Annotated in this window: 27 protein-coding genes and 2 pseudogenes; 16 read left to right on the top strand and 13 right to left on the bottom strand. The window is 72.4% G+C overall.

Translation table 11 applies throughout. The features are described from left to right. A pseudogene (locus ACIRD8_RS32800) lies at positions 1-306 on the top strand (xylose isomerase); the annotation flags it as partial. Between the two features lie 57 nt (positions 307-363). Here ACIRD8_RS32800 and ACIRD8_RS32795 read toward each other — a convergent pair. The 5 genes from ACIRD8_RS32795 to ACIRD8_RS32775 form a co-directional block, all read right to left on the bottom strand. Then, complete coding sequence (locus ACIRD8_RS32795; protein ID WP_403999783.1) at positions 364-1,620, bottom strand: ROK family protein; 1,257 nt, start codon at positions 1,618-1,620, stop codon at positions 364-366. A gap of 59 nt (positions 1,621-1,679) precedes the next feature. Continuing rightward, positions 1,680-2,978, bottom strand: coding sequence for a phytase (locus ACIRD8_RS32790; RefSeq protein WP_403999781.1), 1,299 nt, complete (start codon positions 2,976-2,978; stop codon positions 1,680-1,682). A gap of 217 nt (positions 2,979-3,195) precedes the next feature. Beyond that, on the bottom strand, positions 3,196-3,843 hold the full coding sequence (locus ACIRD8_RS32785) for a DUF305 domain-containing protein (protein WP_403999778.1): 648 nt from the start codon (positions 3,841-3,843) through the stop codon (positions 3,196-3,198). Then, complete coding sequence (locus tag ACIRD8_RS32780; RefSeq protein WP_403999775.1) at positions 3,840-4,490, bottom strand: DUF3105 domain-containing protein; 651 nt, start codon at positions 4,488-4,490, stop codon at positions 3,840-3,842. The genes ACIRD8_RS32785 and ACIRD8_RS32780 overlap by 4 nt, the downstream gene beginning before the upstream one ends. Before the next feature lie 113 nt (positions 4,491-4,603). Further along, complete coding sequence (locus tag ACIRD8_RS32775; RefSeq protein WP_403999772.1) at positions 4,604-5,032, bottom strand: hypothetical protein; 429 nt, start codon at positions 5,030-5,032, stop codon at positions 4,604-4,606. A 62-nt stretch (positions 5,033-5,094) separates the two neighbouring features. Here ACIRD8_RS32775 and ACIRD8_RS32770 point away from each other — a divergent pair, with 62 nt between their 5' ends. Beyond that, on the top strand, positions 5,095-5,994 hold the full coding sequence (locus tag ACIRD8_RS32770; protein WP_403999769.1) for a phospholipid scramblase-related protein: 900 nt from the start codon (positions 5,095-5,097) through the stop codon (positions 5,992-5,994). A 60-nt stretch (positions 5,995-6,054) separates the two neighbouring features. Here the strand turns inward: ACIRD8_RS32770 and pcaC are convergent, their stop codons facing one another. From pcaC to pcaH, 4 genes are all read right to left on the bottom strand, one after another. After that, positions 6,055-7,143, bottom strand: coding sequence for a 4-carboxymuconolactone decarboxylase (gene pcaC, locus ACIRD8_RS32765; RefSeq protein ID WP_403999794.1), 1,089 nt, complete (start codon positions 7,141-7,143; stop codon positions 6,055-6,057). A 62-nt stretch (positions 7,144-7,205) separates the two neighbouring features. Further along, positions 7,206-8,531, bottom strand: a complete 1,326-nt coding sequence (pcaB, locus tag ACIRD8_RS32760; protein ID WP_403999766.1) for a 3-carboxy-cis,cis-muconate cycloisomerase — start codon at positions 8,529-8,531, stop codon at positions 7,206-7,208. Beyond that, positions 8,531-9,112, bottom strand: coding sequence for a protocatechuate 3,4-dioxygenase subunit alpha (pcaG, locus tag ACIRD8_RS32755; protein ID WP_403999762.1), 582 nt, complete (start codon positions 9,110-9,112; stop codon positions 8,531-8,533). The genes pcaB and pcaG overlap by 1 nt, the downstream gene beginning before the upstream one ends. Continuing rightward, on the bottom strand, positions 9,112-9,897 hold the full coding sequence (pcaH, locus tag ACIRD8_RS32750; protein ID WP_403999759.1) for a protocatechuate 3,4-dioxygenase subunit beta: 786 nt from the start codon (positions 9,895-9,897) through the stop codon (positions 9,112-9,114). The genes pcaG and pcaH overlap by 1 nt, the downstream gene beginning before the upstream one ends. Positions 9,898-10,052: 155 nt before the next feature. Between pcaH and ACIRD8_RS32745 the strand changes: the two genes are divergently transcribed. Then, positions 10,053-10,520: a MarR family winged helix-turn-helix transcriptional regulator gene (locus ACIRD8_RS32745; protein ID WP_403999756.1), complete on the top strand. Its 468-nt coding sequence runs from the start codon at positions 10,053-10,055 to the stop codon at positions 10,518-10,520. Positions 10,521-10,530: 10 nt separating this feature from the next. On the opposite strand, the pseudogene ACIRD8_RS32740 reads toward ACIRD8_RS32745, so the two are convergent. After that, positions 10,531-11,284, bottom strand: a pseudogene (locus tag ACIRD8_RS32740) (VOC family protein). A 158-nt stretch (positions 11,285-11,442) separates the two neighbouring features. On the opposite strand from ACIRD8_RS32740, the gene ACIRD8_RS32735 reads away from it, so the two are divergent. The 8 genes from ACIRD8_RS32735 (at position 11,443) to ACIRD8_RS32700 (ending at position 20,302) form a co-directional block, all read left to right on the top strand. Then, on the top strand, positions 11,443-13,131 hold the full coding sequence (locus tag ACIRD8_RS32735; protein WP_403999753.1) for an FUSC family protein: 1,689 nt from the start codon (positions 11,443-11,445) through the stop codon (positions 13,129-13,131). Next, on the top strand, positions 13,128-13,631 hold the full coding sequence (locus tag ACIRD8_RS32730) for a MarR family winged helix-turn-helix transcriptional regulator (protein ID WP_403999750.1): 504 nt from the start codon (positions 13,128-13,130) through the stop codon (positions 13,629-13,631). Before ACIRD8_RS32735 ends, ACIRD8_RS32730 begins: the two co-directional genes overlap by 4 nt. 634 nt (positions 13,632-14,265) lie before the next feature. Then, positions 14,266-15,906, top strand: a complete 1,641-nt coding sequence (locus ACIRD8_RS32725) for a sensor histidine kinase (RefSeq protein WP_403999747.1) — start codon at positions 14,266-14,268, stop codon at positions 15,904-15,906. Next, positions 15,903-16,310 (top strand): roadblock/LC7 domain-containing protein, encoded by a 408-nt coding sequence (locus ACIRD8_RS32720; RefSeq protein ID WP_403999745.1) that lies wholly within the window; start codon positions 15,903-15,905, stop codon positions 16,308-16,310. The genes ACIRD8_RS32725 and ACIRD8_RS32720 overlap by 4 nt, the downstream gene beginning before the upstream one ends. Beyond that, positions 16,307-16,675, top strand: coding sequence for a DUF742 domain-containing protein (locus ACIRD8_RS32715; protein ID WP_403999741.1), 369 nt, complete (start codon positions 16,307-16,309; stop codon positions 16,673-16,675). Before ACIRD8_RS32720 ends, ACIRD8_RS32715 begins: the two co-directional genes overlap by 4 nt. Further along, positions 16,656-17,270: a GTP-binding protein gene (locus tag ACIRD8_RS32710; protein ID WP_403999738.1), complete on the top strand. Its 615-nt coding sequence runs from the start codon at positions 16,656-16,658 to the stop codon at positions 17,268-17,270. The genes ACIRD8_RS32715 and ACIRD8_RS32710 overlap by 20 nt, the downstream gene beginning before the upstream one ends. Before the next feature lie 77 nt (positions 17,271-17,347). After that, on the top strand, positions 17,348-18,871 hold the full coding sequence (locus tag ACIRD8_RS32705; RefSeq protein ID WP_403999735.1) for a cytochrome P450: 1,524 nt from the start codon (positions 17,348-17,350) through the stop codon (positions 18,869-18,871). A gap of 84 nt (positions 18,872-18,955) precedes the next feature. Next, positions 18,956-20,302: a 6-phospho-beta-glucosidase gene (locus ACIRD8_RS32700; RefSeq protein WP_403999732.1), complete on the top strand. Its 1,347-nt coding sequence runs from the start codon at positions 18,956-18,958 to the stop codon at positions 20,300-20,302. Positions 20,303-20,315: 13 nt separating this feature from the next. Here the strand turns inward: ACIRD8_RS32700 and ACIRD8_RS32695 are convergent, their stop codons facing one another. Both ACIRD8_RS32695 and ACIRD8_RS32690 read right to left on the bottom strand, forming a co-directional pair. Beyond that, entirely contained in the window at positions 20,316-20,756 is a 441-nt protein-coding gene (locus tag ACIRD8_RS32695; RefSeq protein ID WP_403999729.1) for a hypothetical protein, read from the bottom strand. Continuing rightward, entirely contained in the window at positions 20,750-21,208 is a 459-nt protein-coding gene (locus tag ACIRD8_RS32690; RefSeq protein ID WP_403999726.1) for an ATP-binding protein, read from the bottom strand. Before ACIRD8_RS32690 ends, ACIRD8_RS32695 begins: the two co-directional genes overlap by 7 nt. A 206-nt stretch (positions 21,209-21,414) precedes the next feature. Between ACIRD8_RS32690 and ACIRD8_RS32685 the strand changes: the two genes are divergently transcribed. The 5 genes from ACIRD8_RS32685 (at position 21,415) to ACIRD8_RS32665 (ending at position 24,535) form a co-directional block, all read left to right on the top strand. Further along, on the top strand, positions 21,415-22,275 hold the full coding sequence (locus ACIRD8_RS32685; RefSeq protein ID WP_403999723.1) for a helix-turn-helix domain-containing protein: 861 nt from the start codon (positions 21,415-21,417) through the stop codon (positions 22,273-22,275). Further along, positions 22,275-22,511, top strand: a complete 237-nt coding sequence (locus ACIRD8_RS32680) for a DUF397 domain-containing protein (RefSeq protein WP_014049581.1) — start codon at positions 22,275-22,277, stop codon at positions 22,509-22,511. The genes ACIRD8_RS32685 and ACIRD8_RS32680 overlap by 1 nt, the downstream gene beginning before the upstream one ends. A 64-nt stretch (positions 22,512-22,575) precedes the next feature. Beyond that, positions 22,576-23,385, top strand: a complete 810-nt coding sequence (locus ACIRD8_RS32675; protein ID WP_403999720.1) for an SAM-dependent methyltransferase — start codon at positions 22,576-22,578, stop codon at positions 23,383-23,385. 71 nt (positions 23,386-23,456) lie between these two features. Continuing rightward, entirely contained in the window at positions 23,457-23,906 is a 450-nt protein-coding gene (locus ACIRD8_RS32670) for a YchJ family protein (protein ID WP_403999718.1), read from the top strand. 44 nt (positions 23,907-23,950) lie between these two features. Next, on the top strand, positions 23,951-24,535 hold the full coding sequence (locus tag ACIRD8_RS32665) for a GNAT family N-acetyltransferase (RefSeq protein ID WP_403999716.1): 585 nt from the start codon (positions 23,951-23,953) through the stop codon (positions 24,533-24,535). Positions 24,536-24,544: 9 nt separating this feature from the next. Here ACIRD8_RS32665 and ACIRD8_RS32660 read toward each other — a convergent pair whose 3' ends face one another. Then, positions 24,545-26,617 (bottom strand): MDR family MFS transporter, encoded by a 2,073-nt coding sequence (locus tag ACIRD8_RS32660; RefSeq protein ID WP_403999713.1) that lies wholly within the window; start codon positions 26,615-26,617, stop codon positions 24,545-24,547. Between the last annotated feature and the right edge of the window lie 13 nt (positions 26,618-26,630).

Below are 26,630 nucleotides of genomic sequence, written 5' to 3'. Positions count from 1 at the left end.
GACTTCAAGCCGGTACGCACCGACGGCATCGACGGGGTGTGGGAGTCCGCGAAGAACTGCATGCGCAACTACCTCATCCTCAAGGAACGCGCCGCCGCCTTCCGCGCCGACCCGAAGGTCCAGGAAGCCCTCATCGCCTCCCGCCTGGACGAACTGGCCCGGCCCACCGCCGACGACGGCCTCAAGGCCCTCCTCGCCGACCGGTCCGCCTACGAGGACTTCGACGCCACCACCGCCGCCGAGCGCTCCATGGCCTTCGAAGCACTCGACCAGCTCGCCATGGAACACCTCCTCGGCGTCCGCTGACCCCACCCCGGGGTGCCCGGCCCACCACCGGGCACCCCGGCCCGGCGGTCTCCGCCGTCAGGAGTCCGCCGGCGCGGGCCGGGCGTACGCCACGGGGTCGGCCAGCACGTCCTGCACCACCAGCGCCGCCGCACCCCGCGCCGCGTCACCCGCGACGGACGACGCGCGCAGCCTGCCGCCGCCGCGCGTCCAGAGGCCGGACACCACGCGGCCCGTCAGCTCCGCGTCGGCGGGCGGTGAGAGCCACGGCATCAGGCCCCGGTATATCCCGCCGAGCACCACCGCGTCCGGGTCGAACAGATTGACCGCACCGGACAGCACCTGCCCCAGCATCCGCCCGGCGTCGGCCACGGCGGCCAGCGTCACGGGGTCACCGGCCTGTGCCCGCCGCTCCAGCTCCATCACTCCCGCCGCGCCCCCGGCCGACTCGTCGATGCCGGCCGCGCGCAGCAGGGCGGACTGGCCGGCGTACTGCTCCAGGCAGCCGCGCGAGCCGCACCGGCACTCCGGGCCCTCCGGATCCACCACCACATGCCCGATCTCCCCGGCGAACCCGTGCGCGCCGCGCAGCAGTTCGCCGTCCAGGACCAGGGCGCCGCCGACACCGATCTCGCCCGTCAGATAGAGGAAGCTGCGGACCGCGTCGAGCCCGCCGAACCACAGCTCGGCCAGCGCCGCGAGATTGGCCTCGTTCTCCGAGCGCACGGGCAGCGGCGCCGTGCCGGGGCGCAGACCGGCGAGCGCGTCCGCGAAGAGCTCCTCGGCCGGGACCTGGTTCCAGCCCAGGTTCGGCGCCTGGCGCACGGAACCGCCCGAGACGAGCCCGGGCAGCGCCAGCGCCGTACCGACCGGGTACAGATCCTGCTCCCGCGCCGAGTCCAGGGTGCGGGCGGCGATCCCCGCAGCCCGGGCCAGGACCTCCTCGGGCGGGGCGCCGCGGTTGTCCAGGTGCTCGGTCTGCCGTACCCGGCCGGTGCCCGCCAGATCCACGACGCACACCGACACGTAGTCGATGTTGACCTCCACGCCGAGCCCGGCGGGCCCGGTGCGCGCCACCTTCAGGGCCGTACCGGGGCGCCCGGCCTGACCGCTGAACGTCTTGCCCGACTCGGTGACGAATCCGCTGTCCAGCAACTGCTCGACCAGGGAGGACACCGCGGCCCGGGTCAGTCCCACCCGGGCCGACACTCCGGCCCGGGTGGCCTCGCCGGCCTCACCCTCGTCCCGTACGGCGCGCAGCACGAGGCTCAGGTTGTGGCGTCGTACGGTGTCCTTGTCGGCCTTGGACCCCAGGGGCGCGAGGTAGCTCTTCATATCGCCGCCGAGCCTATGCGATGCCTGTCCGGACACCCCCCGCGGTACGGGGCCGCGAGCTACAGGCCCGCCGCCCTCGTCACCGCGCGCAGGTCGACGAACTTGAAGCCGGTCGCCTCCCGGCCCTCCTCGCCGCCCGACGCGGAGGTCTCGTGCCCGTCCTGGACCACGAGCAGCCCGTGCGGATAGCGGGAACCCAGCGGCTCGGCGAGCACCGCGGCACCGTCGCACTCCTCGCTGCCGTCGAGGTCGGCCGATGCGGCGGTGACGCGGAAGCCGCCCACGTACGCGTTGCCCCGGGATGCCTCCCGGCCGTACACGGCGAAGGTGTCGTCACCCTGGCCCGACGCCATGAGGTAGCCGTGGCCGCCGGCCTTGCGGAAGAGGGTCAGGCCCTCCACATCGGCCGCCAGCCGCTTGCCGCCGAACCCCGGGTCACGGCCGGGGGCGCACTCCTCGGTCTCCGGGTCGTACGTCCCGGGGACGCCGTACTCGCGGACCTTGTCCACCAGGACCGGGCGCCCGTCAAGACCGGCGGGCAGCCGCCAGATACCGACGTCCTCCTGACCGGCGTACAGCGTGCCGTTCTCCGGGTCGACGACCATGCCCTCGACCTGGGGCAGCTCATCCGGCTCGCCGCACGGCGTCCACGAGGTGCCGTCCGGGAGCCGGAAGGACGAAGGGAGCGAGAGGGTGCGCACCTTCCGGTAGCCCACCGTCCCCGCCGCGGTCGGCCGCAGCTCCAGCAGGGCGAGGTCCGTGGTGTTGCGCCGGCTGACGAGCGCGTACGAACGTCCGGAGGAACGGTCCTGCCAGGTGGCGAGACCGTACGCCGTCCGCTGCTCGTTGATCTCGGCCTGACCGGAGGAGAAGACCGGGGCGGCGGCGGGGTCCGTGACGTCCTTCAGGGGGCCGCCGGGCTGCGAGGGGTCGACGCGGTAGATACGGAGGCGGTCGTTGCCCCGGTCGCTCACCACGGCCACGTCGGCGCGGCCGGACGGGGTGCGGAGCCCGGTGACGAGGTCGACGTTGTTGAACCGGCCCGGGGCGTCGTCCTCCGTGGCGGGGGCCGGTGCCGGGATCGTCTGGACCAGGGACGCGTCCAGGCCGTAGACCCGCAGCCCGCCCTCCTTGGCGGTCGCGACGACCAGGCTGTGCCCGGGCGCGGCGTTGTCGCGCCAGATCGCGGGGTCGTCGGCGTTGGCGTTGCCGCCCGCCTCGTCGTCGTAGAGCGCGGCCGTCTCCGCCGTCGGCCGGACGGACGGCAGCGTCCGTGCGTGGGCCGGGGACAGCGGGACGAGGGTGATCAGCGCCGTACCGAGGAGGGCGGTGGCCGCCAGGCGAGGGGAGCGGTGCATGCGCACGGATGCTTCCTGTCGTGAGAGGGGTCGTGAGAGGGACATGTCCATGACTCGTCAGGAAGTGTCGGACGGTGCGGCGGTGGCCGGGTGTCGCGTCCATGAGGGGGACATGGGCGCCAGGTGAATTCGCGGTGCAGCGGGGCGGGCCGGGGTCCGGCGACGCACGTCACCGGACCCCTGTCCCCGCGTCCCGCCCGGAGCGGTCCGCCCCGGCTCAGGGGCGCGCGCCCCGGGCCTCCAGCATGTCCCCCATGAGCGAGATCTCCGACTCCTGGGCACGCGCCATCCCGGCCGCCAGGTCCCGGATCTCGTCCGTGGCCGCCGAACCGGCCGCCGCCCGCGCCATGTCGGCCCCCGCACGGTGGTGGACGGTCATCAGCCGCAGGAACCGCACCTCGGCGTCCCTGCCCGAGGCGGCCCGCAGCCCGTCCAGCTGGATGTCCGTCGCCATGCCCGGCATGAGCGACCCGTCGGACGCGGTGACCGGGTGGCCCATCCACTCCATCGGCGGCCGCTCCGAACTCTTGGGCCGGTCCCAGGACTCCAGCCAGCCCAGCATCATGCCCCGCTGGTTGGCCTGCGTGTTGATGATGTCGTACGCGAGGCGGCGCACGTCCTCGTCCCCGGTGCGGTCCCGGACGATGAACGCCATCTCCACCGCCTGCTGATGGTGCACCGACATGTCCCGGGCGAACCCCACATCGGCCGAGCTCTCCGCGGGTGCCCTGGCGGGAGCCCCGGAGCCGGACGGCGAGGCCGCCGAGGGCCGTACGACCATCAGCAGCACGAGCCCCACGGCCACGACGAACACCACCGCCCCCGCCCACACCAGCGAACGGGGGAGACGTGCGGCGGAGGTCACTTGGCGACCCCGCCGGAGCAGGCGGCGCCAGGCTCCGGGGTCTGCGCGCCCTGGACGTACTTGGTGAAGAACTGCGCGACGCGGGCGTCGGTGGCGCTCTTCACGGTGAGCTGCTTGCCCCAGGCGCTGAGCATCAGGGGGTCCTTCTGGTCGGCGACGGGGCTCATCAGGGAGTAGGGCGTCTTCGCGACGCGCTCGGAGAGCGCCTTCACGTCGGCGTCCTTCGCCTTGTCGTTGTACGTGACCCAGACGGCGCCGTGCTCCAGGGAGTGGACGGCGTTCTCCTTCGGTATCGCCTCGGTGTAGACGTCGGCGTCGCAGTTCATCCAGACCGGGTTGTGGTCACCGCCGACGGGCGGGTTCATCGGGTAGTCCACGGGCGTCCCGACATGGTCCTGGGTCAGGTCGTCCCAGGACTTCTCGCCGGTGACGGGCGAGGTCCTGGCCTGCTCCTCGGCCTTGTCCTTGTCGTCGGCGGCCGACATCAGATAGCCGCCCCCGGCGACGAGGCCGGCGACCACGACGACGGCCGCGGTGATGGTGATGATCCGGCTGCGGCGCTCACGGGCGCGCTCCTTGCGGCGGGCCTCGTCGAGCTTGGCGCGGCGCGCGGCGGCGGGGCTGTTCTGGTTCTTGGCGGAAGCCATGTCAGGTCCTCGGGTTCAGCGGATCGCGTGCGCGGAAGGCGCGCCACGCGGGGAAACGGGCATACCGGCGGCCGCCTCCCGCGCAGTCGGCGCGGAGGGCGGATCGCGGAGGCCTAGATCCGCTGGACCTGTAGACGGAGCCGGTCGACGGCGCCCACGCTGTCGTCGGAGGGGCCCCGGATGGCCGCGGCGCCGGTGAGCGGGGCCGTCCGGAGCGCCGTCGAGGGGCAGGGCAGGGCGACGGGGGAGGGGTGGCCGGGGAGCACGACGGCCGTCGAGTGGTCCACCGTCCCGTGGCAGGAGCTGCCGATGCCCCGTTCGTCCGGGGCGTCCGCGACGACGACCGACGCGGCGGCGGGTACCGGGGTGAAGGCCCTGGCGGCGGTCGCGGCGGACGCCTCGGCGTGGGGCGCGGCCGTGGCGGCCGGTGAGCAGCACAGGAACACCGCCATGAGCATCAGCGCCCAGACCGCCGCGACGGGCAGGCCGTTGCCGCTCCGCCGCCGATCCGTCCGTCCGCTCGCTCTGGTCATCGCCGCCATCGTAGATGGTGTGTGAATCTTCAATGAGTTCGGCCCACAGCTTGGCAGGATAGTGTGCCCCGGTGACGACGCAATCGAACGTACCTGCGGGCTGGCATCCGGATCCTCACGGCGCGCCCCAGCTGCTGCGCTACTGGGACGGCTCCCAGTGGACCGAGCACACGCACCCGGCCCAGGAACAGGCTCCCGCCCAGGCCCAGGCCCAGGGCCAGGGCCAGGCTCCCGCCCAGGCGCAGGCTCCCGCCCAGGCGCAGGCCGGTCACCCGTACGCCGCTCAGCCGAGCGCCGCGGTGCCGCAGCAGGCCGCCCCCCAGCAGGCCCCCGCCCAGCAGTTCGCCCCTCAGCAGGGCGCGCCCGGCGGTGGCTCACTGTTCAACCAGCAGGTCCTGGTCGTGAACCAGAAGGCCAAGCTGATCGAGCTCACCAACGAGTACAGCGTCTTCGACCAGCAGGGCAACACCGTCGGTTCGGTCGTCCAGGTCGGCCAGAGCGCCCTGCGCAAGGTGCTCAGGTTCGTGTCCAGCGTCGACCAGTACCTCACGCACCGCCTGGAGATCCGCGACGCCTACGGGCAGCCGCAACTGCTCCTGACCCGCCCGGCGAAGTTCATCAAGTCCCGGGTGATCGTGCAGCGCCCGGACGGGCAGCCCGTGGGTGAGATCGTCCAGCAGAACGCCATCGGCAAGATCAACTTCGCCATGACGGTCAACGGCCAGCAGGTCGGGGCGATCAAGGCCGAGAACTGGCGCGCGTGGAACTTCGCGATCGTCGACCACAACGGCGCCGAGATCGCCCGGATCACCAAGACCTGGGAAGGTCTGGCGAAGACCATGTTCACCACGGCGGACAACTACGTGCTGCAGATCCACTACCAGCTCCCCGAGCCGCTGCTGAGCCTCGTCGTGGCGACGGCGCTGACCGTGGACACCGCACTCAAGCAGGACGCCCGCGGCCTCGGCTGATCCTCAGGGGCGGGCGCGGACAGCGGCACACGCCGTCCACGCCCGTCTCCAGGGCGACGGTCAGCGCGGCTGGGCGCCGTCCCCGTCCTCGTCCATCTCCGCCAGCACCCGCTCGGCCACCGCGAACGCCGAGTTCGCCGCCGGGACCCCGCAGTAGACCCCGGTCTGCAGGAGCGCGGCGCCGATCTCCCGGGGGCTGAGGCCGTTGCGCACCGCCGCGCGGACGTGCATCGCCAGCTCCCCGTAGTGGCCGTGCGCGACCAGGGCGGTCAGCGTGATCAGGCTGCGCTCCCGCCGGGACAGCGTCGGGTCGGTCCAGATCTCGCCCCAGGCGTAGCGGGAGATGAACTCCTGGAAGGGCGCGGTGAATCCGGTCGTCGCCGCCTGCGCCCGGTCCACGTGCGCGTCGCCCAGGACCTCGCGGCGCACCGCCGTTCCGCTCCGGCGCTCCCTGGGTGCGAAGTGGGCGCGCAGTGCCTCCCGTACGGGCTCCGGACGTTCGGCGGGAGCCAGGTGGGAGGCGCCCGGCAGTTCGGTCAGCGCGGCGCCGGGGATCCCGTCGGCGATCTCCCGGGCGTGCGCGGGCGGCGTCGCCGGGTCGTCGCGGCCCGCGATGACCAGCGTGGGCGCGCGCACCCCCGCGAGCCCCGGCCGCAGATCGCACTCGGCGAGCGCGTCGCAGCACGCGGCGTACGCGGCGGGGTCCGTGCCCAGGAGGTCGTCGAGCAGCCGCGGTTCGGTGAATCCGGGCGTGAACCAGCGGCCCGCCGCGCTCTCCGCGACCTTGCCGAGGCCTTCCGCGCGCACGAGGGCGGCGCGCTCCCGCCACGGCCCCGGGTCGCCGAAGTGGGCGGACGAACAGACGACGGCCAGGCGGTCCACGCGCTCCGGATGGTGGACGGCGAGCCAGAGGCCCACGGCGCCGCCCAGCGACACCCCGGCGTACGAGAACCGGTCCAGGGACAGCGAGTCGGCGAGCTCCAGGACCAGGGCGCCCAGATCGGCGATCACCGCCCCCGGGCCGATCAGACCGGCCGGTGAACCGCCGTGCCCCGGCAGGTCCCACCGTACGACCCGGTGGGCGGCGGAGAGTTCGGGCGCGACCCCGTCCCAGAGCACGGTGGAGGTGCCCAGCGACGGGCCGAGCAGGAGCGGGGGAGCGCTCGCGGGCCCTTCGGCGCTGTGGTGGAGGAGACGGGCGGGTGTCGTGGTCATCGGCGCTCCAGAGCGCGGTCGGTGAGGAGCCCGGCACAGCCGGTGTACCGGGCGGGGTCGGTCAGTTCCACGAGATCGAGGCCGTCGAAGGCGGGCTCCCCGGCGAGGACCTCGGCGAGGGTTCTGCCCTCGCCGCGGGCCCGGCCGGCGGCCTCGGTGAGGATCTCCTTGGCGCGGGCGGGCCCCACCCGGCCGGCGGCGACGGCGGCCAGCCGCTCCGAGACGATCAGCCCGCCGGTCAGCCCCAGGTGGCTCCGCATGGCCGCCGGGAACACCTTGAGCCCCTCCGCGAGTTCCACGGCGTCCCGCGCGGCCCCGCCGACCAGACGCAGCAGGTCGCGCAGCGGCTCCCACTCGGCGTGCCAGGCCCCGGCGGGCCGCTCGTCCTCGGCGGCGAGCGAGCCGTACAGCGTGGCCGCCTGCCCCGGCGCACGCCGGGCCGCGGCGGCGATCAGGGTGGCACGGACCGGGTTGGCCTTGTGCGGCATCGCGGAGGAGCCGCCGCCGGAGCCCTCCGCGAGCTCGCCGATCTCGGTACGGGACAGGGTCAGCACATCGGCCGCCGCCTTGCCGAGCGCGCCCGCCGTGAAGGCGAGCGCACCGGCCAGGTCCGCGACCGGCGTACGCAGGGTGTGCCAGGGCAGCGGGGGTGCGGCCAGGCCGAGTTCCCGGGCGTAGGCCGCGACGAGCTCGGGCCCCGCCGCCTCCCCGTCGGCGGAGAAGGCCGCCAGTGTGCCCGCCGCACCGCCGAGCTGGACGGGGAGCGAGCCGAGCACCGCCCTCAGCCGGTCCCGGGCGTCGAGCACCAGCGCACGCCAGCCGGCGGCCTTCAGACCGAACGTCGTCGGCACGGCGTGCTGCGTGAGGGTGCGGCCCGGCATCGGCGTGTCACGGTGCCCGGCCGCCAGCCGCTCCAGCGCGTCGGCGGTCCGCCCCAGGTCGTCCAGGACGAGCGCCAGGGTCCGGGACGCCACCAGCATCGCCGCCGTGTCGAGGATGTCCTGGCTGGTCGCGCCCCGGTGCACGAAGGGCCGTACGTCCTCGTCGACCGCCGCCGAAAGGGCGGCGACCAGAGGGATCACCGGGTTGCCCCCGGACCGCGCCCGCAGCGCCAGCTCCCGTACGTCGAACCGGCCGGGGTCCGCCGCCGCGGTGACCGCCCGCCCCGCCTCGGCGGGGGCGAGTCCGCACCCGGCCTGCGCCCGGGTGAGCGCCGCCTCGGCGTCCAGCAGGGCCCGCAGGAAGGCGTGGTCGCCGGTGGCTGCCTCGGCGGCGGAGCCGGCCCGCCCGGGGGCGAGGAGACCGGCATCGCTCTCGTGCATCAGCTGAACTCCAGGAAGACCGTCTCGTCGTCGCCCTGCAGACGGATGTCGAAACGGTAGGTACGGGGATCCGTGCGTGTCGCGATCAGTGTGGCGCGCCGCTCCGCGTCCAGCGACTCCAGCAGCGGATCGCCGGCCGCCGGGCCCTCGTCGAGCAGATCGGGGAGATACACACGGGTGTAGAGGTGGTGGACCAGGCCGCGCGCGAACACGGCGGCACAGAGGTACGGGACACCGCCGGGCGGCAGCGTACGCACGAACCAGCGGCCGGCCGCGTCCGTCGGCGCCCGGCCGAACCCGGTGAAGTCCACCCCGTCGCGTCCGATCACCCGGCCGGTCGCCGGGTCGTGGCGCAGCGAGCCGGGAAGCCCGGAGCGGGAGCCGTCGGGGGCGGGCTGCCAGGTCTCCACGATCGCGTCGGGCACGGGGTCGCCCCGGCCGTCGAGCACGTGGCCGTGGACGGTGACCGTGCCGGGGTGCCCGGCCGGGGCGACCTCGCTGCCGCCGGGGAACGGCAGCGCGTAACCGTAGAAGGGGCCGACGGTCTGGGAGGGGGTCGGGGCGTGGGACATCCGGGACATCAGGCGTCGCCTTCTTCCTCGGTCCAGGTGGCGCACGGTCCGTCGAGGACGATGTCCCAGCGGTAACCGAGGGACCGCTCGGGAACGGACAGATCGTGGTCGTACGTCGATACGAGCCGCTCGCGCGCCGCCCGGTCCGTGACGGAGCGGATCACCGGGTCGTAGGGGAGGAGCGGATCGCCGGGGAAGTACATCTGGGTGACCAGCCGCTGGCTGAAGGACGTACCGAACAGCGAGAAGTGGATGTGCGCGGGCCGCCAGGCGTTGGTGTGGTTGCGCCACGGATAGGCGCCCGGCTTGACGGTGGTGAACGCGTAGCCCCCGTCGTCGTCGGTCAGGCAGCGCCCGAAGCCGGTGAAGTTCGGGTCGAGCGGGGCCGGATGCCGGTCGAGCTGATGGGCGTACCTCCCGGAGGCGTTGGCCTGCCACACCTCGACCAGTTGCCCCCGCACCGGCCGGCCGGCCCGGTCCAGCACCCGGCCGGTGACGGTGATCCGCTCCCCGAGCGGCTCACCGTGGTGCTGCGCGGTGAGGTCGCGGTCCAGCGCGGTCACATCGGTGACACCGAAGGCCGGCCCGGACAGCTCGACGGCCTCGGGATCGCGTACGGGGACGAGCGAGCGGTGCGGGTGGCGGAAGTGGCTGCTGCGGTACGGCGGGTAGTCGCGCGGCGGATGGTGGGCGCCCGGCACGGCCACCGCCTGGGCCCTGGCCACCTCGGCATCGATCTCCCGCTGGCTCATGCCGTCGGGCAGCGGTTGGGCGGGAAGGTCACGTGCGGTCATGTCACGGCTCCGTGAATCTGAAATGCTCAGTGCACTGACTAAAATGTGATGGGCATGAAGCTACTCAGGGCTGGCTGTCGGGTCAATACCCTCAGTACACTGTGTATCTACGAATGTCCCGGCCGGCTCCCGGCCGACAGAGAGAGGGCGGTGCCGTGCAGGCGGTCGACCTGAGCACCCACCCCGGGCACCTGGCCCGGCGTCTCCAGCAGGCGCACCACCTGCTCTGGAACTCGATGGTCTCCCAGGAGATCACCTCGCCCCAGTTCGCCGTCCTCAACGCCCTGACCGCCGAGCCCGGCCTCGACCAGCGGACGGTGGGGGAGCGGGTCGGCCTCGACCGGTCCACCGTCGCCGAGGTGATCTCCCGGCTGCTGCGCCGGGAGCTGCTGGACAAGGTGCGCGACCCGGACGACGGACGGCGCTTTCTGCTCCGTCTCACGGACGAGGGTGTCCGCACCCACCGGCGGCTCGCGCTGCGCACGGTCGGGATGAACCAGGTCTTCCTCGGCCCGCTCTCCCCGCAGGAGCAGCAGACGCTCTTCGCGCTGATGCACAGGGTGGCGGACGCCGCCGAGGCCTTCCGCGTGCCGGAGGAGGCCGGGCCGCCCGCCGGCCGGTGAGGGCGGGCCCTCAGGGCGTGTGGATGCCGAACCGCGCGCCGTGCGGGTCGCGGAGCGCCGCGACCCAGGGTCCGCCCGGGATGTGCGTCGGAGGCGCGAGCGGCTCGCCCCCGGCGGTCAGCGCCCTGGCGGCGGTGGTCTCCGTGTCGCTCACCGTGAAGTAGGGCAGCCAGTGCGGCGGTACGTCGGCGCGCTCGTCGTCGTCCTGCTCCTTCAGGCCGCCGAAGTCGGCCCCGTCCACACCCCAGTGGGTGAAGTGTTCGGAGGCGCTGACCGTCCAGCCGAGCACGGCCGGATAGAAGGCGAGAGCGCCCCGCGGGTCGGGGGTGCGCAGCTCCACCCAGCCCAGGGCCCCCGGATCGTTGAAGCGCCCCGCGCCCGGGAAGGCGCGCGCCTGCCAGAGGGAGAACACCGCGCCCGACGGGTCGGCGGCCACCATGAATCTGCCCTGGTCGAAGACGTCCGTCGGGTCCATCAGCACCGTGTCGCCCGCCGACCGCACGGCATCGGCGGAGGCGTCCGCGTCCTCGGTGGCGAAGGAGACGGTCCAGGACGGCTGCAGCTCCGGCCGGTAGAGGGGGGGCAAAGGCCGCGACGGCGTCCTCCCCGACGCGCGCCACCATGTAACCGCCCGCCTCCGGCCGCGGATCGGTCTCCGAACGCCAGCCGAAGAGCCCCGCGTAGAACGCCTGGGCGGCCTGCACGTCCGGGGTGCTCAGCTCGACCCAGCAGGGGCCGCCGGGCACCGGTTCGGTGAGCTTCATGCGGATTCCTCCCGAGGCGCGCCACCGGTGACATTCCTACGCTGTTGTGCAGCACGCTAAGGCCGTGCGGAGGTGGCGGCTACCGGAGGCCGCGCTGCTCGGCCGAGATGTTTTACGTGTGTAACACCTGCTAAGGTAAATGAGTGAGTGATACAGCCATGCGACCCCGGAAGCCATCCGTCCACAAACTGCCGGTCACCGGTGTCCTGCGGCTGAACAGCCCCGCGGAGATCTGGTACAAGCCCGCGCTGAGCGTGGTGGTCGCCTCGGCCGTCCCGAATCTGCTGCTGTACTCCCTCGACCGCCTCGACCTCGTCATGTACACGATGGCGGGATCGCTCTGCGCGCTCTACGGGCACAACCTGCCGTACGCCCGCAGGGTCCACACCGTCCTCCGCGTGATCCTGGGGATGGCCGCGGGCCTCGCCGTCGCTCTGACCGTCGGCTCGCTCACCGACTCGACCGCCGTGCTGATCGCCGTCGGCGCGCTGCTCGCGGCCGTCCAGAAGACCTTCTGCGACGCCACGCGCATCGGCCCGCCCGGCAACGTGATCTTCGCCTTCGTCACCTCGGCGGCGCTCTTCGCCCCGCAGGAGCTCGGGCAGGTGCCGGGCCACATGGGCCTGATGCTGGCCGCGGGCGCCTTCTCCTGGCTGGTCACCGTCGGCCCGGTCCTGTGGCGCAGGGAGGGGCCCGAGCGCCTCGCCACCGCCCGCGCACTCGACGCCGCCGCCGCGTACGCGGCGGATCCCGGCCCCCGCACCCGGCACGCCGCCGCGGCGGCGGTCCAGGCGGCCTGGCAGTCACTGCTCGCCGCCGGACGCCCCACCTCCGTACGCCAGGAACTGGAGCGGCTGGTCGTCCACGCCGAGCGGGCCCTCGCCACCCCCGCGGCCGACGGGCACGCCCCCGGCGCCGGCCCCGACCAGCTGCGCCGGTGGGCGGCGGGGACCCGGGCCCGCGGCCCCGTGCCCAGCCCGCCCCCCGCTCCCGGCACCGTCGAACAGCTCTTCGGGATCGACGCCGAGCGTGCGGGGCAGCGGATGCGGCGGGGCCGGCGCGAGGCCCGGCGCAGGCTGCTGCGCGCCCTCGGCCCCGGCTCCCCGGTGCTGCCGGTCGCCTTCCGTACCCTCGTCGGGTGTGCCCTCGCCGGCTATGTGTCCGCTGCGCTGGGCGTGGGCCACCCGTACTGGGCCATCGTCACCGCGGCCTCCGTCTACCAGCCCAACCTCACCCTCTCCTGGAGCAGGGCGCTGCAGCGGACCGTCGGCAACCTTCTCGGCGTGCTGGTCTTCGCGGCCGTCATCCCGCTCGCACGGCTCGACCCGCTCGTCCTCGTCCTGTGCGTCCTGTTCTTCAATTTCGCCGCCGAGGCCCTGATCACCCGCAACTACTGGCTCGGCTCCATCGCCGTCACCCCGATGGCCCTGCTGATCCTGGAATTCGGCGGGTTCCAGCCGGCGGGCGAGCTCATCGCCGACCGGGCCCTGGACACCCTCGTGGGCGTCGCGGTCGGTTTCCTCGCTGCGATCGCCGTCACCAACCGCCGGGCCTCCGGCCGGGTGGAACGGGCCCTCGCCGCGGCGGTGGACGCCCGGCACCGCGCCGAGCGGGCGGTGGCCGACCCGGCGGTCGACGTCCTCGTACTCGAAACGGCACGCAGGAGGCTGACGGCCTCCCTCGTCGAACTGCGCGACGCCGGTGACGTCGCGTCGGGGGAGTGGTGGCAGCGCGCCCTGCCCGAGGAAGAGCTGCTGGCCGCCGAGCAGGCAGGACACCGTACGCTCGCGGCGACAGCACAACGGCAGGGGCTGATCACCCTGCCCCCGGCGAACGGAGCGGTGTGACCGACGACATCGTGGCCTCGGTGGTACGGCAGTGGCAGGCCGTCAGCCCGGGGCTCGACACCGCGCCGATGGAACTCATCGGCCGCATCAACCGCTGTGCGGCCCTGCTCCAGCAGGCCGAGGACGCCCCCCTGCGGGCCGCCGGACTCACCCGCGCCGAATTCGATCTGCTCGGCGCGATGCGGCGCACCGACCGAGAGCTCACCCCTGGCGAGCTGGCCCGCGAGACCTTCTCGTCCGGAGCCGCCGTCACGAAGCGGCTGCGCGCCCTGCAGGAGTCCGGCCTGATCCGCCGCCGCAGCGATGCCAGGGACCGCAGGGTCGCCCACGTCGGGCTGACCGAGGCGGGACGTGACCTGGTGGACCGTCTGCTGCCCCAACAGCTCGCCTACGAGCGGTCGGTGCTCTCCGGACTCGACGAGGAGACCCGCAGCGGGCTGAGCGGGCAGCTCGGTGAGCTGCTGGTGCAGCTGGAGGGCAGGCTCGGCGGCCGCCGCTGAGCCGGACATGCGCCGCTCGGCCGCGGACGGTGGCGGCTCCGGCCGCTCCCGGACGGCCGGGTGACCTCACGGACGGTGAGGGCTTCAGGGGCGGCCGACGCGCACCCCGCCGCCGGTCCGCCGTCCCGCGACCGCGCGGTGCGGCATGACCGATTCTGCACCGGAGCGCTCGCACACCCGTCCGTCGTTCACGGATCTGCTCCTTTCGATCTGATTCGATCACATGTGCCCTCGTCCCGCTCTGAGGTGCAGATGTATTCGTACGCGCCCACTCGTCTCGCTCGCGCGTACGTATTATTTCTCGTTCGCGCTGGAAATTGACCGACCTCCCCAGGCTCCTCGCCCTTCTCCCTGTCCCGCACGAAGGGACAGATGGGTCTGCTTTCTCCCGATTCCCGCGCGGCATCACTCCCCGCGCACGCTCGGCGGCGGTGAGTGCGAAAACTGGCGAGTGTATTACCGCCGGCGTGCTCGCGCAGGGGGTTGGGCGAATATGCCGAGGCACTGTTCTGATCTGGCTAGGCTCACGCGCAGTGAAGTCGAGTTGATATGAATTCGAGCGCTTGTCCATAACTATGCGTGCAAGTGCGTGTACATCCCGAATACTTCCCGAATCAACCGCCAGAGGGTTTAGATGGTCCGTGTTGAATCACCGCCGACCAAAAGAGACATCCCCGTAGTGCGCGCCGCACTCCTGCCCGTCGTGCTGATGGCAGGCGCGACCGCGGCCGGCGCGGTGCCGGTCACCGGGGCCACGAGAGCGGCAGTCGTCTGGTGCGGAGCGATCGCCACAGTCGTGGTCGCCGCGCTCACCGTCGTACTGAACCGCCGGCGCCGGGCCATGCGCGTCCAGCGCGCCGAGTACGAGAAGCGCATCGCCTTCCTGGAACACCGCATCGCCTCGTACGACCAGGAGACCGAACGGCTCGGCAGGGAACTCCTCCCCGCCGCGATCCGCAGGCTGCGTGCCAGCAACTCGCCGCAGGAGGTGATGCGCGACGTCGTCGACGCGGACGCGTCGTACCGCAACCTCCCCAAGGCGCAACGCGCCCTGGTCCTCCAGGTCCTCGACATCATCGACAACGAGGAGGCGATGCGTGACTCCGCGCAGCGCGCCTTCGTCAGCGTCGCCCGCCGCGTCCAGGCCATCGTCCACCGGCAGGCCAGTGAACTCCGGGAGATGGAGGACCACCACGGACGCAACCCCGATGTGTTCGACGACCTGCTCCGCATCGACCACGGCACCGCGCTGATCGGGCGGCTCGCCGACTCCATCGCCGTACTCGGCGGCGCCCGCCCCAGCCGCCAGTGGCCCAAGGCCGTACCGCTGTTCAGCGTGCTCCGCGGCGCGATGTCCCGGATCCTGGAGTACCAGCGCGTCGACCTGCACTCGATCGCCAAGGTCGCCATCGTCGGCACCGCGGTCGAGCCGCTCATCCACGCCTGCGCCGAACTCCTCGACAACGCGACGCGTTACTCGCCGCCCCAGACCCGGGTGCACGTCACCGCGGTCGAGGTGCAGACCGGCATCGCCATCGAGATCGAGGACGGCGGCGTCAGCCTCAGCGAGGAGGCCCGGGTGCGGGCCGAGAACATGCTCGCCCAGGCCCAGGCCGGCATCAACATGAACGACCTCGGGGAGTCCCCGCGCCTCGGCATGGCCGTGGTCGGCCGGCTCGCCCGCATGTACCAACTCCAGGTCTCCCTGCGGCAGTCCGCGTACGGAGGCGTCCGCGCCGTACTCATCGTGCCGCGCGACATGATCACCACCGGCCCCGCCCCCGGCATCGCGCACGGCATCGGCGCCACCTCGCGGCCGCAGAGCTCGCTCGACATGTCGCAGATGCAGCACGTCGTCCCGCCGCGCGGCAAGCACAAGGCTCGGCCCGCGGCGACCGGGCCCGTCCCGTCGCTCGCGTCACCCGCTCCCGCACCCGCCCCCTCACCGGCCCCGGCGGCCTCCGCCGCACGGTCCGCACCCCCCGCGGCAGCCATGGGCGACGACGAGATCGTCGTGACCGAGTGGACCGAGGGCGGCCTCCCGCAGCGCCGCAGCCGGGGGCGCGCACCCCTCGGTTCGCACAATCTCCCGCAGCAGTCCGCTCCGGCCGCGGAGCCCGCCGCACGCAACGGGCACAACGGACAGGGCGGCGGCTCCACGGCACCGCCCGGCCTCTGGCTGGAGGCCTTCACCCAGGCCGTCAACGGTGTGCCCAAGGAGCCGAAGCACGACACAGACTCTGACGACGTGTGGGACAAGGGAGACGAGAAGTGATCCAGCAGCGGGCAAACATGGACTGGATGCTCAAGGAACTGGCCGACGACGTACCGAGCATCCACCAGATCGTGGTGCTCTCCGCCGACGGCCTCCGGATCGCCCGCCACGGCGGCGACCCCGACACCGCCGACCGTCTCGCCGCCGCCTGCGCCGGACTGCAGAGCCTGGCCGCGGCCGTCGCCACCGAGATCCCCTACAGCGACGGCCTGATGAAGCTCGTCGTCATCGAGGTCACCGGAGGGTTCTTCTACCTGATGGCCGCGGGCGCCGGCGCCTACCTCGCCGTCCTGGCCGGCGAGACGGTCGACGCCGGTCTCGTGGGCGCCCGCATGCGCGACATGGTCGTCCGGATCGGAGCGCACCTGACGAGTCCTCCGCGCCACGACGGGCAGGCTGTATGAGTCCTCCCCGACGAGAACGCCGAAAGGCCGACCCGGCGTTGAGCGACCCGGAACGGCTGTACGTGATCACCGGCGCCCCCGACGGCGAACGAGCGGCACTCGACCTCGTCACGATGGTCGTGGCGCAGGCCGAGCCGTCGCCCACGGTCCAGCCCGAGCAGGCCGCGATCCTGCGGCTCTGCAGGGCACCGTTGTCCGTCGCCGAGATCTCGGCCTATCTGAGCCTGCCCTTCAGCGTGGTCACCTCGCTCCTGACAGAACTCCTGGCGACCGAACTGGTCGAATCGCGCGCGCCCATCGTCCGCGCCTCGCTCCCGGACCGGTCCCTCCTCGAAGCGGTGATGCATGGACTTCAGAAGCTCTGACACGATCACGGGCCCCCGCAGCGAGGACGTCCTTCCCAGCACGGCCACGGCCGCGGTGAAGGTCGTCGTCGTCGGCGGGTTCGGGGTCGGCAAGACGACCATGGTCGGCTCGGTGAGCGAGATCCGGCCCCTGACGACCGAAGAGACCATGACCCAGGCCGGTGTCGGCGTGGACGACAACGTGGGCGTGGAGACCAAGACCGCCACCACCGTCGCCATGGACTTCGGCCGGATCAGCCTCAGCGAGGAACTGATCCTCTACCTGTTCGGCACCCCCGGCCAGGAACGCTTCTGGTTCCTGTGGAACGGGCTCTTCGAGGGCGCACTCGGAGCGGTCGTCCTCATCGACACCCGACGGCTCCAGGTCAGCTTCGACGTCATCGGCAGGCTGGAGGAGCGCGGCGTGCCGTTCGTCGTCGCCGTCAACACCTTCCCCGAAGCGCCGCACCACCCCGTCGAGGCCCTGCGCGCCGCCCTGGACCTGTCGGACGAGGTCCCGATGATCGACTGCGACGCCCGGCTGCGCACCTCCAGCCGCGATGTGCTCATGACCCTGATGCGCTACCTGCACCGCCTCGCCGTGCCGCTCACCTGACGGCGGCACGCGCCTCTGCCTCTGAACGGGCCCTGTCCCCACTCGCCCGGTCCCGGAACGTCTTACCTGGAGCCACTGTGACAACCCCCTTCCAGCACGAACCCGGAGCGGCCACCGGTCCGGTGCCACCCCCGCAATGCCCCGCGCACGGCATGGGCATCGGTCCTGGCGGACTCCGCCGGCTGTACGGTCCGGAGGCCGAGGCGGACCCCGCGGGCCTGTACGAGAAGCTGCGCGCCGAACACGGCACGGTGGCGCCCGTCCTGCTGCACGAGGACGTCCCCGCCTGGCTGGTGCTCGGACACAGCGAGAACCTCCACATGACCCGTACGCCCTCGCAGTTCTCCCGCGACTCGCGGCGGTGGCGTGGTCTGCAGGACGGCAGCGTCGCCCCCGACCACCCGCTCGCCCCGCTCTTCACCTGGCAGCCGGTGTGCTCCTTCGCCGAGGGCGCTGAACACGAACGGCTGCGCGGCGCGGTCACCGACAGCATGGCCCGCATCGACACCCGCGGCGTGCGCCGTCACATCAACCGGTACAGCAACCGGCTCGTCAACGACTTCTGCCGGGAAGGCCGGGTCGAGCTGGTCAGCCAGTTCGCCGAGCGGCTCCCGATGATGGTGATGTGCGCCATCATCGGCATGCCCGAGGAGTACAACGACCGTCTGGTGCAGGCCGCCCGTGACATGACGCGGGGCTCGGAGACCGCGGTCGCGAGCAACGCCTACGTGATCGGCGCGCTCGACCGGCTGGTCCAGCGCCGCCGGGAGGCGCCGGCCGAGGACTTCGCCACCTGGCTGGTCGAACATCCCGCCGACCTCACCGACAAGGAGGTCAGTGAGCACCTGCGGGTGGTCCTGATCGTCGCGTACGAGACGACCACCAACCTGATCGCCAACGTGCTGCGCATGGTCCTCACCGACCCCAGGTTCCGGGCCAGGCTCAGCGGCGGGCACATGACCGTGCCCGAGGCGGTCGAACAGACGCTCTGGGACGAGCCGCCGTTCACCTCGGTCCTCGGCCGCTGGGCGGTCGGCGACACCGAGCTCGGCGGGCAGCAGATCAGGGCGGGGGACGCCCTGATCGTCGGTATCGCGCCGGCCAACACGGACCCCGCCGTGCGGCCCGACCTCACCGTCAGCATGGAGGGCAACCGGGCCCACCTGGCATTCAGCAGCGGCCCCCACGAGTGCCCCGGCCAGGACATCGGACGCGCCATCGCCGACGTCGGGGTCGACGCCCTGCTGATGCGCCTGCCCGACCTCGAACTCGGCGTCGACGAGGAGAAGCTGACCTGGGCCGGGAACTTCATGTCGCGCCACCTGGTGGATCTTCCGGCGGGCTTCGCGCCCACCGCGCAGCAGGAGATCGACGCCGAACCGCTGCCGGCGGTGGCGCGGTCCCGGTCGCACGCCGACTGGCAGGTGTCGTCGTCCGCCGCCCCACGGGGCCCCATGGCCGCCCCGGCGGGCCACGCCCCGGCGGGTGTGCGAGCCCCCGAGCCGTACGCGGAGCCCGGGGAGGGAGCCGTCATCCCGGCGCAGCGGAGCGGGCCGGCGAAGATCTGGCGTTCCGTCGTGCGGTGGTGGAACGGCCACTGACACCGGCCCCGTCCGCCGCTCACCGGGTGCCCCGGGCCTCCGGGTCCGGGGCACCCGGCCTCCCGCCCCGTACCATCGATCAGCGTGAAGCTGACAATTCTTGGCGGCGGCGGATTCCGGGTCCCTCTCGTGTACGGGGCGCTGCTCGGCGATCACGCCGAGGGCCGCGTCTCACGGGTGACCCTGTACGACACGGACGCGGACCGGCTCACCGCCGTCGCCCGGGTCCTGGCCGAACAGGCGGCCGGCATCGACGACGCGCCCCCCGTCCTCGTCACCGGCGATCTCGACGAGGCCCTGCGGGGCGCGGACTTCGTGTTCTCAGCCATCCGGGTCGGCGGCCTGGAGGGCCGTGCGGCCGACGAACGCGTCGCGCTCGACGAGGGCGTCCTCGGCCAGGAGACGGTCGGGGCCGGCGGCATCGCCTACGGTCTGCGCACCGTCCCCGTCGCGACGGACATCGCCCGGCGGATCGCCCGGCTCGCTCCCGACGCCTGGGTCATCAACTTCACCAACCCGGCGGGCCTGGTCACCGAGGCCATGTCCCGGCACCTCGGCGACCGGGTCATCGGCATCTGCGACTCCCCGGTGGGACTCGGCCGCCGGATCGCCCGGGTCCTGGGCGCGGACCCGGAGAAGGCCTGGATCGACTACGTGGGGCTCAACCACCTCGGCTGGGTGCGGGGTCTGCGGGTCGGGGGCCGCGACGAACTCCCGCGCCTCCTCGCGGACCCGGCGCTGCTCGGTTCCTTCGAGGAGGGCAGGCTCTTCGGCCCCGACTGGCTGCGCTCGCTGGGCGCGATCCCCAACGAGTACCTGCACTACTACTACTTCAACCGGGAGGCGGTCCGCGCCTACCAGGACGCCGAGCAGACCCGCGGCGCCTTCCTGCGCGACCAGCAGGAGGGCTTCTACGCCCGGATGAAGGACCCGGCCGCCCCGCCGCTGGCCACCTGGGACCGTACGCGTGCCGAACGTGAGGCGACGTACATGTCGGAGAACCGGGACGTGGCCGGAGCCGGTGAGCGCGAGGAGAGCGATCTGGAGTCCGGCGGTTACGAGCAGGTGGCCCTCGCCCTGATGCGGGCCGTCGCCCGCAACGAGCGGACCTCCCTGATCCTCGACGTCCGCAACCGGGGCACCCTCTCGGTGCTCGACGCGGACGCCGTCATCGAGGTGCCGTGCCTGGTCGACGCCGACGGCGCGCACCCCGTGGCCGTGGACCCGCTCCCGTACCACGCGGTCGGGCTGGTCACCGCCGTGAAGGCCGTGGAGCGGGCGGTGCTCGAAGCGGCGGAGAGCGGCTCACGGTCGGCGGCCGTACGGGCCTTCGCCCTGCACCCCTTGGTCGACTCCGTCTCCGTGGCCCGCCGGCTGGTCGACGGGTACACGAAGGTCCACCCCGGGCTCGCCTATCTCGACCGCCCGTGACCGGCCTGCCCCGTCAGGGCGCGGGCACGGCCTTCGGGCGGCCCGACGGGTCCCAGGACGGCGCGACACCGGTGACCTGACACACCATGAGGAAGAGCGGAATGGGCGGCGTGTAGGGCGTACGGCTGTCCGGGGCGTGGATCAGCCGGGGCCGGCCCGCGGGGACGTACGCCCCCGCGGCGTACGACGCCTGCTCCGGCCAGTCCAGATCGAGGTCCGAGCCCGACGGGACGATCCACCACCACTGGTCGGCATCGGCGAACACGCATCCGGCGCGCGGCAGGTGGGACATCAGGCGGAATCCGTACCGTGCGGGCACGCCGACCGCGTCGCAGCCGAGGCTCGCCGACAGCGCGGGCGGCAGCGGCAGCCGGACCGTGCCCGGTGCACCGTCCTCCTCCGCGGGGCGGGCGCGACGCGCGCCGAGCAGCTGCGACAGCGCGTTCTTCAGCATGCCGGCTCCGGGTCGTACGGCAGTTCCGCCCAGACGATGCGCCCCGAGTGGTCCCCCGCGTCGTGGGAGCCCCAGGCGCTGCTCATGGAGTCGACGAGCAGCAGCCCGCGCCCGTGCTCCCCCTCGGCGGTGAGGGACAGCCGGGGACCGCCGGGCTGATGTCCCTGGTCCTGCACCGATATGCGCAGCCGGCCGCTCTCGCAGCGGAGTTCGCAGACGACCCGGGCGCTCGCGGTGTGCACCACCGCGTTGGTGACCAGCTCGGAGACGATCAGCACCGCCGCGTCGTGCGCGTCCCCGGTCAGCCGCCAGTCCGCCAGCCGGGCCCGCGTGAGGCGCCGGGCACCGGCCACCGACTCCGGATGCGCCGACAGCGCGAAGCAGTAACGGAGCGCTTCCGCACCTGGGCTGAGGTCCATGAGCCGGGGGATGAGCGCACTGCCAGGTGCCACGACCGATTCCTCACAGTGGGGGCTGTGTCACGCTTCGCACCGTCCCTGGACGGGGCGGGCGCAACCACGCGAACTTGGTTCGGTTACCAACTCTCCCCCTGACAAGAACACTTGGCAAGAGGCACTCTGAAAAATTCAGAGTGGCTGTGTCCCTGGAGCCGTGCGCATGGCACACTGCTCGCACACAGCGCATCGGGAGGTCTGAAGTGAGCGAACCGCGGTCCGCCCCGACCGTGGGCCAGGTCGTTCTCGGTAAGCGCCTGCAGGATCTGCGGGAGCGCGTCGGCCTGAGCCGCGAGCAGGCGGCGAAGGTGCTCCGTGTCGCCCCGGGGACCATACGCAGGATGGAGACCGCCGAGGTCGGGCTCAAGATCCCGTACGTCCAGCTCCTCCTGAAGGCCTACGGGATCGCCGACGCCGAGACCGACGCCTTCGTCGAACTCGCCGAAGAGGCCAACAAGCCCGGCTGGTGGCAGCGTTTCCACGACGTGCTGCCCGACTGGTTCAGCATGTACGTCAGCCTGGAGGGCGCCGCGAGCCTCCTGCGCACGTACGAGCCGCACTTCGTCCCCGGCCTGCTGCAGACCGAGGACTACGCGCGCTCCGTCCTGCGCACCGGTGCCGTCGGCCAGACCCGGCCCGCGGACATCGAGCGCCATGTGGCGCTGCGGATGGAACGGCAGTCACTGCTCACCAAGGCGGAGGCGCCGAAGCTCTGGGTGGTCATGGACGAGACCGTCCTGCGCCGTCCCGTCGGCAGCCCCGACGCCATGCGGGCCCAGGTCGACCGCATGCTCGAAGCGACCGAACTGCCCAATGTGACCCTGCAGATCGCGGAGTTCGCGACGGGTCACCACCCGGGCACGTACGGCCCGTTCGTCCTGTTCCGCTTCGCGGTCCCCGAACTGCCCGACATGGTCTACAGCGAATACCTGACGGGCGCCGTTTACTTCGACGCGCGCCCCGAGGTGGCGTCCTACCTCGAGGTCATGGACCGAATGGCGGCTCAGGCCGCAACTGCACAACGCACGAAGGAAATCCTCAGGGACTTCCGCAAGGAGCTGTGATGAACCACATATACAACGGCATGCCGGCCGCCGACCTCGGCACCGAAGGCTGGTACAAGCCGTGGAGCGGTGGTAACGGCGGCAATTGCATCGAGGCCATGAAGCTGGCCGACGGCAGGGTGGCGGTCCGGCAGTCGGCGGACCCGGACGGCCCCGCACTCATCTACTCCAACGGTGAGATCGCCGCCTTCATCCAGGGCGCCAAGGCCGGACAGGCCGATTTCCTCCTCACCTGATCCACAGTCACTTATTGTCGCATCACACGCTGTTCGCCGAAGTACCCGACCAACGGAGTGCGTTATGACCGGGCAGGAATCCCAGGCCGTCGAGATCGACACGAGCAAGCCGCATCCCGCACGGATGTACGACTGGTTCCTCGGCGGCAAGGACAACTACCCGGTCGACGAGCAGATGGCGAAGCAGCTGCTCGCCCTGGACGCCCGGGGCCGTGACATGGCTCGCGTCAACCGCGCCTTCATGCACCGGGCCACCCGCTGGCTCACCGAGAACGGCGTGCGTCAGTTCCTCGACATCGGCTCCGGCATACCCACCGAACCGAACCTCCACCAGATCGCCCAGCGGACCGCTCCGGACGCACGCGTCGTCTACTGCGACAACGACCCGATCGTGCTGGCGCACGCCGCGGCTCTGCTGCGTTCCACCCCCGAGGGCGCGACCGAGTACATCCAGGCCGACGCCCGCAGGCCCGACGCCATCCTGGAGGCAGCGGGCAAGATCCTCGACTTCGACCGGCCGATCGCGCTCTCCCTCCTCGCCCTGCTGCACTTCGTGGACGACGAGGACGGGGCCGCCGAGCTCGTCGACCGGCTCGTGGAGCAGCTGCCCTCCGGCAGCTATCTGGTGCTCTCGCACACCACCGGGGACTTCGACCCCGAGGGCGCCGCCAAGGCCCGTGCCATGTACAAGGCCCGGGGGATGACCCTGCGGCCCCGCTCGCGCGCCGAACTCACCGCCTTCTTCCACGGCCTCGAACTCGTCGAGCCGGGCGTCTCGCTCTCCGCGGAGTGGCGTCCGGAGCTCGGCGAGGTCATCGACGTACCCGGCAACGAGCCGATCCCCGGCTACGCGGGCGTGGCACGCAAGCGCTGACCCGGGACGGCGTCCGGCGGGGTGCCCGCACCGGCTGCCGGGCGCGCCGGCCCACGGGGGACAATGGACGCATGTCACGACGCACCTCACGCCCCCGCCGGCCGGCCGTTCCACCGGCGGGGCCCCCGCGGATCACCCCGGCGACACCGTGCCCGTGCGGCCTCCAGGCCGCCTACGGGGACTGCTGCGGCCGGTTCCACGCCGGCGCCGCCGCGGCCCCGACGTGCGAGGCGCTGATGCGCTCGCGGTACGCGGCCTTCGTCGTCCAGGACGCCGGGTACCTCCTGCGTACGTGGCACCCCTCGACCCGGCCGCCCGCCGTCGACTTCGACCCGGCGATGCGCTGGACCGGGCTGGAGATCCTGGAGACCACCGAGGGCAGCGCCTTCCACAGCACCGGCACGGTCACCTTCCGCGCCCGCTACACCGACGACGGCAGGCCCGACTCGCTCCACGAGAAGAGCCGCTTCGTCCGCGAGCAGGGTGCGTGGGTGTACGAGGCCGCGGTCTTCGTCGAGTGATAATCCGTTGCGCGGGTGCGCCGGGTGATCCGTAGGATGCGCGCATGAACGAGGACGCGTCCGGGCCGGGCGACGAACGGGCGCGCTGCTGGCGCGGCAGAGGAATAGCCTTCGCCCCGCTGGAGATCGGCGACGCCGAGCTGGTCCAGCGCTGGCGTTCCGATCCGGTGGCCGCGCACGAGGCCGGTGTCTGGCCCGGTTCGCTGTACGAGCTGCGTGAGCGCATCGAGCGGTATCTGGACGACAGCACGCGGGACGACTTCCTCGTCCTGCTCCCGGACGGCACGCCGATCGGTCACATCGCCCTGCACACCCAGCAACTGTCCGAGGGCACCGCGGAGGCCTATCTCGTGCTGGCCCCGGAGCACCGCGGCCGGGCGCACGGGGCGGCCGCGCTCGACGCCCTCGTCGACCTCGCCTTCGGCGAGCTGCCGATGCACCGCGTCGAGGCTCTCACCCACACCGGCAACACCGCGGCCCTCTCGGTCCTCGCCGCGGCCGGCTTCGTGCAGGAGGGCGTACGGCGTTCGAGCTGTCTGCACCGCGGCCGCCGCTACGACAACGCGGTTCTCTCGCTGCTCCGCGAGGAGTGGGAGGCACTGGAGCGCCCGCGCTCCTGGGAGCTGTGAGCGGGAGGATCAGACCGGGGCCACCGCCCGCTCGGGCGGGGCGAGCTGGTGTTCCAGGTCCTCCGCGAGCAGCCGCTTGGCGATCACGTCGACCGCCGCGCGCAGCTGCCGGTCGTCGGGCCGGGCGCCGTCCTCGGCCAGCCGTTCGTTGAGCCAGCGGCCCCAGGCGTCCGAGATCACCGCTGCCTCACGGCTGCCCGCCGCCGTATGGGTGAACAGCCGGCCGTCCCCGGTGAGGTAGCCCTCCTCGATCATCCGGTCGAAGACGGGCACCAGTACTTCCGGCGGGAGGCGGTGCCGGGCGGCGATCAGCCTGAGCCCCGCGTGGCCGACCATCCGGGTGAAGAGGTCGACCTGCATCACGGCCCAGGCGCCCGCCATGTCGAGCCGGGTGTCCGACTCCGCGGTGATCCGCCTCGCCGTGTCGGGACCTGCCTGCTGCAGGATCCTGGCCACGGCGGATTCGAGCACCTTCGTCGCGTCCCCGGTGCTCGGCTGGGCGAATCCCTCACCCATGTCGGTCGAGCTCGCCCGGGCGCTGTCCCGGAGCTTGACCTGCTTCAGGAAGAGCGAGACGACGAACCCCAGCAGGGCCACCGGCACCGTCCACAGGAACACCGTGTGCAGGGTGTCCGCATAGGCCTGGGCGAGGGGCGCGGTCTGTTCGGCGGGCAGGGCGTGCACGGCCTTCGGGCTCTCCGCGACCCGCGCCAGCGTGGCCGGATCCCCGCCCGCCCGCGCCGCCTGCTCGATGCCCTGCGTCAGATTCGGCCGCAGGGCATTGGCGTAGATCGTGCCGAACACCGCCGTGCCGAACGAGCTGCCGAGCGTACGGAAGAACGTCACGCCGGACGTCGCGGTCCCGAGGTCCGAGTAGTCGACCGTGTTCTGCACGGCGATCGTCAGCACCTGCATCGACAGGCCGATGCCGATGCCCAGCACCAGCATGTACAGCGACTCCAGCCAGGTTCCGGTGCCCGGGCCCATCCGGGACAGGAGGTAGAGGCCCGCCGCCATCACGAGCGAGCCGATGACCGGGAAGACACGGTAATGGCCGGTCTTGCTCACCACGTTGCCGCTGAAGATCGAGGCCGCGAGCAGGCCGATCACCAGGGGAAGGGTCCGGACCCCGGAGAGCGTGGCCGAGTCCCCGTCGACGTACTGCAGATAGGTCGGCAGGTAGATCATCGCGCCGAGCATGGCGAAGCCCACGATGAAGCTCAGGATCGAGCAGACGGCGAACACCGGATTGCGGAACAGCCGCATCGGCAGCATAGGCTCCTTCGCCCGTGTCTCCACGAGGCAGAAGGCCGCCAGGGCGACGAGGCCGCCGATGAACAGGCCGATGATGACGGGCGAGCCCCACGCGTACTCGTTGCCGCCCCAGCTGGTGCCGAGGATCAGCGCGCTCGCGCCGACGGCGACCAGGGCGATGCCCAGGTAGTCGATGACCGGGCGGCCCGCAGCCCGGACGGACGGGATGTTGCGGGCGGCGGCGATGACCACCACGATGGCGATCGGCACATTGACGTAGAAGGCCCACCGCCAGGTCAGATGGTCGGTGAACAGTCCGCCCAGCAGCGGTCCGACCACCGTGGCGACGCCGAAGACCGCACCGATCGCCCCCTGGTACTTGCCCCGCTCGCGCAGCGGGATGACATCGGCGATCAGCGCCATGGAGGTGACCATGAGCCCGCCCGCGCCGATGCCCTGCAGACCACGCCAGATGATCAGCAGCAGCATGTTCGACGCGAGGCCGCAGAGGAACGATCCGGTGATGAAGATGACGGCCGAGATCTGGAAGATCAGCTTCCGGCCGAAGAGATCGCCGAACTTGCCGACCAGGACCGTCGCCACGGTCTCCGCCAGCAGATAGGCCGTCACCACCCACGACATGTGCTCCGCGCCACCGAGGTCCGAGACGATCGTGGGGAGCGCCGTCCCCACGATCGTCTGGTCCAGCGCGGCGAGCAGGATCCCCAGCACGATCGTGGCGAACACGATGTTCCGGCGTCGGGGGTCGAGGACGGGTGGCGCTGCGGCACTCTGCGCGGCGGGGGCGGTCTCGCTGGCAGTGGTCACTCTCGCACCCTCA

Source organism: Streptomyces sp. NPDC102451 (assembly GCF_044765485.1).
In the GTDB taxonomy this organism is placed as follows: Bacteria; Actinomycetota; Actinomycetes; order Streptomycetales; family Streptomycetaceae; genus Streptomyces.
The sequence above is the reverse complement of the archived record's forward strand: the minus strand, read 5'-3'. Positions and strand labels throughout refer to the sequence as shown.

Bases quoted from the DNA above. Each gene is read 5' to 3' on its own strand.
- ACIRD8_RS32725 (WP_403999747.1), top strand. From the start codon at position 14,266: ATGGTCCGTGTTGAATCACCGCCGACCAAAAGAGACATCCCCGTAGTG.
- pcaG (WP_403999762.1), bottom strand. From the start codon at position 9,112: ATGTCCCGGATGTCCCACGCCCCGACCCCCTCCCAGACCGTCGGCCCC.
- ACIRD8_RS32780 (WP_403999775.1), bottom strand. From the start codon at position 4,490: ATGGCTTCCGCCAAGAACCAGAACAGCCCCGCCGCCGCGCGCCGCGCC.
- ACIRD8_RS32665 (WP_403999716.1), top strand. From the start codon at position 23,951: ATGAACGAGGACGCGTCCGGGCCGGGCGACGAACGGGCGCGCTGCTGG.
- ACIRD8_RS32715 (WP_403999741.1), top strand. From the start codon at position 16,307: ATGAGTCCTCCCCGACGAGAACGCCGAAAGGCCGACCCGGCGTTGAGC.
- ACIRD8_RS32735 (WP_403999753.1), top strand. From the start codon at position 11,443: ATGCGACCCCGGAAGCCATCCGTCCACAAACTGCCGGTCACCGGTGTC.
- ACIRD8_RS32680 (WP_014049581.1), top strand. From the start codon at position 22,275: ATGAACCACATATACAACGGCATGCCGGCCGCCGACCTCGGCACCGAA.
- pcaH (WP_403999759.1), bottom strand. From the start codon at position 9,897: ATGACCGCACGTGACCTTCCCGCCCAACCGCTGCCCGACGGCATGAGC.
- ACIRD8_RS32670 (WP_403999718.1), top strand. From the start codon at position 23,457: ATGTCACGACGCACCTCACGCCCCCGCCGGCCGGCCGTTCCACCGGCG.
- ACIRD8_RS32675 (WP_403999720.1), top strand. From the start codon at position 22,576: ATGACCGGGCAGGAATCCCAGGCCGTCGAGATCGACACGAGCAAGCCG.
- ACIRD8_RS32790 (WP_403999781.1), bottom strand. From the start codon at position 2,978: ATGCACCGCTCCCCTCGCCTGGCGGCCACCGCCCTCCTCGGTACGGCG.
- pcaB (WP_403999766.1), bottom strand. From the start codon at position 8,531: ATGCACGAGAGCGATGCCGGTCTCCTCGCCCCCGGGCGGGCCGGCTCC.
- ACIRD8_RS32795 (WP_403999783.1), bottom strand. From the start codon at position 1,620: ATGAAGAGCTACCTCGCGCCCCTGGGGTCCAAGGCCGACAAGGACACC.
- ACIRD8_RS32695 (WP_403999729.1), bottom strand. From the start codon at position 20,756: ATGCTGAAGAACGCGCTGTCGCAGCTGCTCGGCGCGCGTCGCGCCCGC.
- ACIRD8_RS32775 (WP_403999772.1), bottom strand. From the start codon at position 5,032: ATGGCGGCGATGACCAGAGCGAGCGGACGGACGGATCGGCGGCGGAGC.
- ACIRD8_RS32710 (WP_403999738.1), top strand. From the start codon at position 16,656: ATGGACTTCAGAAGCTCTGACACGATCACGGGCCCCCGCAGCGAGGAC.